The organism is Micromonospora sp. NPDC005203, assembly GCF_042872705.1.
GTDB lineage: Bacteria > Actinomycetota > Actinomycetes > Mycobacteriales > Micromonosporaceae > Micromonospora.
The window spans coordinates 416136-425093 of the sequence record NZ_JBIAKV010000003.1 but is presented as its reverse complement, the minus strand read 5'-3'; the positions used below and the strand labels follow the sequence as shown (position 1 = coordinate 425093).

Annotated in this window: 4 protein-coding genes and 2 pseudogenes; 5 read left to right on the top strand and 1 reads right to left on the bottom strand. The window is 68.6% G+C overall.

The features are described 5' to 3' along the window. Positions 1-100 precede the first annotated feature (100 nt). Genes ACFYPM_RS11610 through ACFYPM_RS11600 form a run of 3 tightly spaced genes read left to right on the top strand, consistent with a single transcriptional unit; the run spans position 101 to position 7185 of the window. Positions 101-5323 (top strand): RHS repeat-associated core domain-containing protein, encoded by a 5223-nt coding sequence (locus tag ACFYPM_RS11610; RefSeq protein ID WP_387194353.1) that lies wholly within the window; start codon positions 101-103, stop codon positions 5321-5323. A gap of 9 nt (positions 5324-5332) precedes the next feature. Further along, entirely contained in the window at positions 5333-5995 is a 663-nt protein-coding gene (locus tag ACFYPM_RS11605; protein ID WP_387194350.1) for a HEAT repeat domain-containing protein, read from the top strand. Beyond that, a complete protein-coding gene (locus ACFYPM_RS11600; protein ID WP_387194347.1) occupies positions 5992-7185 on the top strand; it encodes a Dyp-type peroxidase in 1194 nt (397 codons plus the stop codon). Before ACFYPM_RS11605 ends, ACFYPM_RS11600 begins: the two co-directional genes overlap by 4 nt. On the opposite strand, the gene ACFYPM_RS11595 is transcribed toward ACFYPM_RS11600, so the two are convergent. Further along, a complete protein-coding gene (locus ACFYPM_RS11595) occupies positions 7140-7469 on the bottom strand; it encodes a transposase (protein ID WP_387194345.1) in 330 nt (109 codons plus the stop codon). The two genes, ACFYPM_RS11600 and ACFYPM_RS11595, sit on opposite strands and share 46 nt — an antisense overlap. Here ACFYPM_RS11595 and ACFYPM_RS11590 point away from each other — a divergent pair. Further along, positions 7414-7760, top strand: a pseudogene (locus ACFYPM_RS11590) (transposase); the annotation flags it as partial. The gene ACFYPM_RS11595 and the pseudogene ACFYPM_RS11590 overlap by 56 nt on opposite strands. A gap of 44 nt (positions 7761-7804) precedes the next feature. Beyond that, positions 7805-8722: pseudogene (locus ACFYPM_RS11585) on the top strand (IS256 family transposase); the annotation flags it as partial. Between the last annotated feature and the right edge of the window lie 236 nt (positions 8723-8958).

Below are 8958 nucleotides of genomic sequence, written 5' to 3'. Positions count from 1 at the left end.
CACGTATATCTCCGGTGGTACGACGGATTATGACCTGGTCCCGCTGACGGTTGCCGGCACTTATACGGTGATTCTGGATTACGTCGCCAAGACCGGGTCCATGACCGTGACGTACTCGGTGCCCGTCGAGGGCGGCACGGTGACCGTCGGCGGCGCGGTCGTGTCGGCCACCATCGCCCGGCCTGGGCAGGACGCCCGCCTGCGGTTCACCGGCAGCGCCGGTCAGAAGGTCACGCTGACCTTCAGCGGCGTGACGTTCGGCGGTGCCTACGAGGTGTCGGTGATCCGGCCGGACGGCACGACACACGTCAACGGTCGCTTCCTCAGCGGTAACACTTCTACCACTGTGGCCGCGCTGACCGTTGCCGGTGTGCACGACATCCTGATCGACCCGCAGAACGCGCGGACCGGGTCGGTCACCCTCGCCGTCAGCAACACGCCAGCCGTCGCGGTGGCGGCAGCCGGCCCGCTTACGGCCATTGCCAGCCCATCCTCCGGGGGTGCCGAGCGGGCCGAGCCCGCCGTGGCCCCCGGCGCACCTGCCCGACCCCATGGGCATGCGCCGACATTCGCGCAAAGAGGCGGTTACCAGGGCATCTCACTGGGTGCCTGGGGCATCACCCCGACCGGCAGGGCAGCCAAGCCCGGCACGGCCGACAAGGCCGCCGACCCAGCCAACAGAGCGGCCACGGCGAACACAACGGCCACGGCGAACAAGGCGGCGTCGGACGCCGACCGGCCCGGGGTACGCCCGGCGCTGAGCCTGGACACCAACGGCCGCACCGACGGGTGGCAGCCGGACCGATCCAACCTCGGCGGCACGGACTGGCGGACCCGACTGCCCCGGCCGGCCCCGGCTCCGGCCGCAGCCCGGGCGCCGCGCGGGGTGACCGCGCTCGCCGGTCAGGTGCGGGCCGTCGACGGGCTGCCCCTGGTCGGGGTGACCGTCGAGGTCGGTGAGGTGCGCGCCCACAGCGGTGCGGACGGGCGGTTCCTGCTCGCCGGAGTGCCGGCCGGCAAGCACGAGCTGACCGTCGACGGGCGGGCCGCCGGCCGACCGCGAGGCGACTACGGCCGCTACGAGATCGGCGTCGAGCTGGCCGCCGGCAAGACCACCGCGCTGGCGTACCCAATCTGGTTGACCCGGATCGACCGGTCGACCGCCGTGCGGTTCCCCTCGCCCACCACCCGGGAGGTGGTGCTCACCACCCCGAAGATTCCCGGCCTGGAGGTGCGCCTGCCTGCCGGTTCGGTTGTCCGCGACGCCGACGGCAAGGTGGCCAACGAGCTGAGCCTCACCGCGATCCCCACCGACCGGCCGCCGTTCCCGCTGCCCGCGCACATCAAGGTGCCTGTCTACTTCACCGTGCAACCCGGCGGCAGCTACCTCTTCCCGCAGGGCGCCCGGGTCATCTACCCGAACTACACCCACGAGGCGCCGGGCACGCGTGTCGAGTTCTGGAACTACGAACCGTCCGGCCGGGGCTGGCACGTGTACGGCCACGGCCGGGTCAGCCAGGACGGCCGGCAGGTGGTGCCGGACGAGAACGTCCGCGTCTACTCCTTCACCGGCTCGATGATCAACGCTGGGCTGCTCGGCCCGCAGTACGGACCAAACGACGACTTCCGCCGGTGGCTCGACGGTGACCCGGTCGACCTGGGCACCGGCCTGATGATCGACACGCACACCGACCTGACCCTGCCCGACGTCATGCCGATCTCGGTGACCCGTACCTACCGGCAGGCGGACGACCAGATCCGCCCGTTCGGTCTCGGCCAGAACCACGAGTACGGCATCTTCCTGGAATCGGCCAATGAGTACGAGGAGGCCGACCTGGTGCTGCCACACGGCGGGAAGATTCACTATGAGCGGATCTCCTCGGGCAGCGGCTTCTCCGACGCGGTATTCCGCAACGACACCTCTCCCACCGAGTGGTACAAGTCGACGATCACCTGGAACGGCAACGGCTGGAACCTGACCCGCCGAGACGGCATCACCTTCGTCTTCGGCGAACTCACCCCGTTGCAGGCGATCCGGGACCGGCACGGCAACCAGATCACCATCACCCGCACCGGCAGCGGCGGTAACCCGCAAAGCGGAAACATCACCCGGGTCACCTCTCCGGGCGGTAAGTGGATCAAGTACTCCTACGACTCCGCCAACCGGGTCAGCGGGGTCGAGGACAACCTCGGCCGGACGGTCGGCTACACCTACGACACCGCCGGCTGGCTGCATACCGTCACCGACGTCGCGGGCAAGGTCACCACCTACGGGTACGACGCCAACAAGCGTCTGGCGACCATCACCGACCCGCGCGGCATCACGTACCTGACCAATGTGTACGACGTCGCAGGCCGGGTGGAACGCCAGACGCTCGCCGAGGGGGCGGTCTACGAGTTCGCGTACACCACGGACGCCAACGGCCGGACCACCGAGACCCGGGTCACCGACCCGAACAACCGGGTCCGCCGGGTCACCTTCAACACCGCCGGGTACGCGGTCACCGAGACCGCCGCGCACGGTACCGCGAAGGCGCAGACCAAGACCATGGAACGGGACCCCGTCACCAACCGGGTCAGCGCCCTGGTCGATCAGCGCAGCCGGCGCACCAGCTTCGGCTACGACGCCGCAGGCAACGTCGAGACGGTCACCCTGCTGGCCGGCACGCCCGAGGCGCTGACCACCACCCGGGTCCACGCTGGACCGTTTAGCCAGCTCAGTGCGGAGACCGACCCGCTCGGCCACACCACCCGGTACGAGTTCGACGCGGCCGGCAACGTTCGGCAGGCCATCGACGCCGAGGACCGGACGGTGACCTTCACGTACCGCCCGGACGGGCAGCCCGCCACGGTCACCGACCCCCGCAACAAGACCACCACCTTCACCTACCAGCTCGATGACCTGGTGGCGACGACCGACCCGCTCGGCCGGGCGAGCCGGCAGTATGGCGACGCCGCCGGCCGACTCCTGGAACAGCGAGACGCGGCGGGTGGGGTGTCCCGCTTCACCTACGACGCCCGGAACCTGCTGACTACCGTCGCCGACCCGGTCGACAACACCACCAACCGCACATACGACGACAACGGCAACCTGAAGACCCGCACCGACGCGCGGAACCACACCACGTCCTACACCTACGACGATGCCGACCGGGTGAAGACGATCACCGACCCGCTCGGCAAGACGGCGAGCCGGACGTACGACGGCAACGACAACATCCGGACGGTCACCGACCGGCGCGGTCTGCTCACCCGCTACGACTACGACGAACTGGACCGGTTGGACGCTGTCGCGTTCGGAGTGTCCGGCACGACCGCGCAGAGCACCGTCGACTACACCTACGACACCGGTAACCGGATTACCCAGATCACCGACACCACCGGCGGCACCATCACCCAGACCCCTGATGACCTGGACCGTCTGGTCGAGGCGGTCACACCACAGGGCACGGTCGGCTACGGCTACGACGACGCCGGCCGGCGTGCGTCGATGCGGGTCACCGGGCAACCGGAGACGACGTACGGCTACAACGACGCGAACCAACTGACCAGCATCACCCGCGGCAGTCAGACCGTCGGGCTGGGCTACGACGAGGCGGGTCGGCCGAAGACCCGGACCATGCCGGGCGGCACCGTGCAGACGTACTCCTACGACGACGCCGACCAGCTCACCGCCATCGACTACAGCCGGGGCGGCACCGCGTTGGGCGACCTTCGCTACACCTACGACCTGGCGGGGCGTCGGGCGTCGGTGGAGGGCAGCTACGCCCGGACCGGCCTGCCGGCCGCGTTCTCCGGGGCCGTCTACAACGACGCCGACCAGCTCACATCGTTGGGTGGCACCACCTACAGCTACGACAACGAGGGCAACCTCACCGGCGACGGGGCGACCACGTACACCTGGAACGCCCGGGGGCAGCTCGCCTCGCTGGCGCGTACCGGGATGTCGGCGAACTTCAGCTACGACGGCCTGGACAGACGCACGACGCGCACGGTCAACGGCACGGTGACCCGCTACCTGTACGACGGGGACACCGCCGTGCAGGAGCTGAACGCGACCGGGCCGACGGCCAACCTGATGACCGGCGGCACCGACGTCCACTACGGCCGCAGCGACGCCACCGGCGAGCATGACGTGCTCACCGACGCGCTGGGCAGCGTGGTGGGGCTGACCAACGGCTCCGGGTCGGTCGCCACCAGCTACACCTACGAGCCGTTCGGCACGACCAGCGCCAGCGGCGCGGCGAGCGACAACACCGTGCAGTACGCCGCCCGGGAAAGCGACGGCACCGGGCTCTACTACAACCGGGCCCGGTACTACCACCCGATGTTGTCCCGGTTCATCAGCCAGGACCCGATCGGCCACGCCGGCGGCGGCAACCTGTACGCCTACGCCGCGAACAGCCCGGTGAACTACACAGACCCCACCGGGCACCTGCCGTTCCTGCTGGTCATCGCCGGCGCGTTCCTGATCGGTGCGGTGATCGACGGCGGGATCAGCTACGGCACCCAGCGTTTGTCCGGCCGGAAGGTGGACTGGGGCTGGAACGGTGTGGGCGGAGACGCGCTCGTCGGCGGCCTGGTCAACGCGGCCACCGCGGGCTTCGGCAAGGGTTTCACGCTGGTCGACGACGTGTACGACGTCGCCAAACTCTGCCGCCGGAACAGCTTCACCCCGGACACCCGGGTCCTGATGGCCGACGGCAGCACGAAACCCATCGGCGAGGTCGCCGTCGGGGACCAGGTGCTGGCCACCGACCCGGAAACGGGCCAGACCGGTCCACGCGAGGTCACCGACGTGATCAGCGGTGACGGTGAGAAAGACCTGGTCGACCTGACCATCGACGGCGAGGTGGTGACCGCCACCGGCGAGCACCCGTTCTACGACGCCGCCGACCGTCGCTGGATCGACGCGGGTGACCTGACCGCCGGGGACGAGTTGCGCTCACCGACCGGCGGAACCGTCAAGGTGGACGGAGTACGCCGGTACGGCGCCGTTGATCAGCCGGTGCTCAACCTGACGGTTTCGGGTGTGCCAACGTACTACGTGCTGGCCGGCGACACGCCCGTTCTCGTGCACAACTGCCGCCGGGGAATGCCCCGTTTGGACTCGACCGGCAAGGTGCATGGCGATCTGCCCGCTCACGTCCCGTCGGACTGGACGACGGACGATCTGGTCGACATGGCCGACGACCTCAGGACCAGCATCGCCACGCGGAAAGCAGAACAACTCCGGCTGGGCGAAGACGGTCCGCACCGCGCGAGAATCACCCAGGAGGAGCAGCTGCTTCGGCAGATCGAGAAGCTTCTGAGTGGTTCTTGAGGAGGGTGGATGCGCGGGGACGAGCTGGTACGGGCGCTGTGCGCCGGGGAACACCCGGCGCCGGACTCGGCTGCGGTCGACTTGCTGGAGCAGGTGTTCGCCGGCTATCCGGTCGACCGGTTGCGTCCGCTGCTGCGTGACGAGCGTGACAGCGTAGTGCGAGCCGGCGCGTGGATCACCGCGGAGCTGGGGGAGAGGGCCGTCCTCCTGCTGGACGACGTGCGTCCGCTGCTGCGACACACGTCCCGCTACGTGCGCTTCTTCGCGCTGGACGCGGTGTTGGCTGCCGCCACCAGCGAGCACGTCGACCTGCTGACCGAGGCGGTGGGGTTGATCGAGGACCCGGACGAGGCGGTCCGGTGGAAGGCAGTGGGGTTGTTGAGCAGGGCGTCCACCACACAACTGGCTGCGGCGGCTGGTGGTCGGCATGGTGACCTACTGCGGCAGCTGACGGCACCCGATGAGCGGCAGGTCATCAGCGGACTCACCGCCGACTCCCGGACGGCCCGGCTGTTCGCCGCGGCTGCCGCCGTGCGACTCGCCCCGGAACATCCTGCTGCCCTGGATGCTGCGCTCAGGGCAGCAGACCCGGATGTCAGCTCGTTCGCGGCGGAACATGCCCGGCTGATGGCGCTGTCCAGCCGTCGTACCCGGCGCGGGAAAAAACGGTGACCGCCGGTCGGGCGGTGCCACGGCGGGAGCTGTTGGCCGGGGCGGGCGCGGTCGGTGCCGCCGCGCTGCTCGCCGGCTGCGGCAGCGACTCGGCTTCCGATGTCGAATCGACGCCCGGTGCTACGCCGACCCCGGCCGCTGCACCGGGCACCCCGGACACGGCGGCCGGCGCCAACCGCCCGACCGTCGCCCATCCGCCCGGTGTGCTCACCGCCCCGCCCGCTTCCGCCCGGTTCACCGCCTTCGACGTATCGGCCACCGACCGCGCCGCTCTGACCGCCCTGCTCCGCGGGTTGGGCGAACTGGCTGACGCGGTCAACGGCCGGGCGTCCGAGCGGGCCAGCGTCACGGTCGGAATCGGTGCATCGCTGTTCGACGACAGGTTCGGTCTGGCCGGGCTGCGACCGCGATGCCTGCGGCCGATGGAGAGCTTTCCCAACGATGTGCTCGACCCGGAGCAGTGCCACGGCGACCTGCTGGTGCAAGTCTGTGCGGACCGGCCCGAGACCGTCGCACGCATCGGCCGGGACGTACTCGCCGCCGGTGGCGGCGGCTTACGGTCCCGCTGGTCCATCGATGGCTTCCGGGCCGAGAACCAGACCACCGGCTCCGGTGCGTTCGTCGATCGGAATCTGTTCGGCTTTCGGGAGGGCTCCAGTAACCCCCCAGTTAACGATCGGGACCTGATGGACCGGCTGGTCTTCGCGGGCACCGGGGAACCGGGATGGGCGGCCGGCGGGACGTACCAGGTGGTCAGGCTCATCCGGCTCGCCACCGAGCTGTGGGACACCGAGCCGCTGACCCGGCAGGAGGAGGTGTTCGGCCGGACCAAGGCCACCGGCGCTCCACTGGGCCGTCAGCGCGAGGACGACGAACCCGACTACGCCGGCGACCCGGACGGGACGGTGATCCGGCTCGACGCGCACATTCGGCGGGCTAATCCGCGTACCCGGCAAACCGAGGACAGTCGGATCCTGCGCCGTGGCTATGCCTACCGACGGCTGGCCGTCCCGGGCGGGGGTCGCCCCGATGAGGGGCTAGTTTTCGTTTGTTTTCAGGCGGACCTGGACCGGGGCTTCGTCGCGGTACAGCGGCGGCTCGCAGGCGAGGCGCTGGACAAGTACGTGCTCACCTTCGGCGGCGGCTACTTCTTCGTGCCCCCGGCCAGTCCAGGGCCGATTCCGGAATAACGGCACTGGCAGGTAGTCGTGAATGACGCGAGTGGGCTGTCCGGACCCTTGTGGGTGGATCTTGATGTGATCGATGTTTCTAGTTGCCATTGATCCGGTCGCTGTACTGCTCGGCGAGGGCGTTGAGGACTTGTCCCAGGCGGGGATTCGGGCGGCGATGTTCTGGCCGGCTCGTCGTTCTCAGTGACGACGAGGTAGAGGACCTTCATCGCGGCTTGCTCGGTGGTGAAGTGGCCTCGCCGGCGGGTGGCTTGCCGCAATCGGCTGTTCAGCGACTCGATCATGTTGGTGGTATTGATCAGCTTGCGGATCTCCACGTCGATCGACGTGGAGATCCGCACCGTGATCGGCTCCACGAACGCGATCGAGTCGTTGAACGCCCGCTACCGACGGGCCGTGAAGGCCCGCGGCCACTTCCCCAACGAGTTGGCTGCGTTGAAGTGTCTGTACCTGGTGACCCGGTCCCTGGACCCACCGGAGCAGGCCGAACCCGATGGACGATGCCCTGGAAACCCGCGTTGAACGCCTTCGCCATCACCTTCAGCGACCGCTTCCCAGCCGCTGAAACCTACTAACCAAGATCGCCGGAAACACCGTTACCGAGACAGCCCCAGAAGCGGTCGACGAGGTGGTGTTGTCGCTGTATGCCAAAGGGCTGACGACCGGGGAGATCAGCGCTCACTTCGCCGAGATCTACGGCGCTTCGGTCAGTAAGGAGACCATCTCGCGGATCACCGACAGGGTGATCGAGGAGATGACCGACTGGTCCCACCGACCCCTGGACGCCATCTACGCGGCGGTGTTCATCGACGCGATCGTGGTCAAGGTCCGCGACGGGCAGGTCGCGAACCGGCCGTTCTACGCCGCGATCGGGGTCACCCTCGACGGCGAGAAGGACATCCTCGGGCTGTGGGCCGGCGCCGGTGGTGAGGGCGCGAAGTTCTGGATGAGCGTGCTGACCGACCTGCGTAACCGAGGTGTGAGGGACGTGTTCTTCCTCGTCTGCGACGGGCTCAAAGGGCTGCCGGAGGTGGTCACGAACGTGTGGCCGGCCACGATCGTGCAGACCTGCATCATCCATCTGATCCGCAACACGTTCCGGCTCACCTCACGCAAGTACTGGGACGAGATCAAGCACGACATCAAACCGATCTACACCGCCGTCAACGCCACCGCCGCCCGCGCCGCGTTCGAGGACCTGGCCGAGAAGTGGGGCGGCCGGTATCCGGCGGTGATCCGGCTGTGGGACAACGCCTGGGCGGAGTTCATCCCGTTCCTCGACTACGACGTTGAGATCCGGCGGGTGATCTGCTCGACCAACGCGATCGAGTCGTTGAACGCCCGCTACCGGCGGGCCGTGAAGTCCCGCGGCCACCTCCCCAGCGAGCAGGCCGCGTTGAAGTGTCTGTACCTGGTGACCCGATCCCTGGACCCCACCGGAGCAGGCAGAACCCGATGGACGATGCGCTGGAAACCCGCCCTGAACGCCTTCGCCATCACCTTCAGCGACCGCTTCCCAGCCGCTGAAACCTACTAACCAAGATCGCCGGAAACACCCTAAGCGAGACAGGCCCGGAGAAGCAGTTGGCCATCAGACTGTGGAGATGCTCTGCCGGCATGTATCCGTAGCGGGTGGCGTCACCCCCATCGAAGACCCGGACAAGGTGCGCCCTCAGGAGGGCAGACCTGGCGTTGTATCGCGGGGTGACCTGCGGTTGTGAAGTCGGGGATGATGCGGCGGAGCACGGCCGGAACGTCCAACGCAGCGAGGTG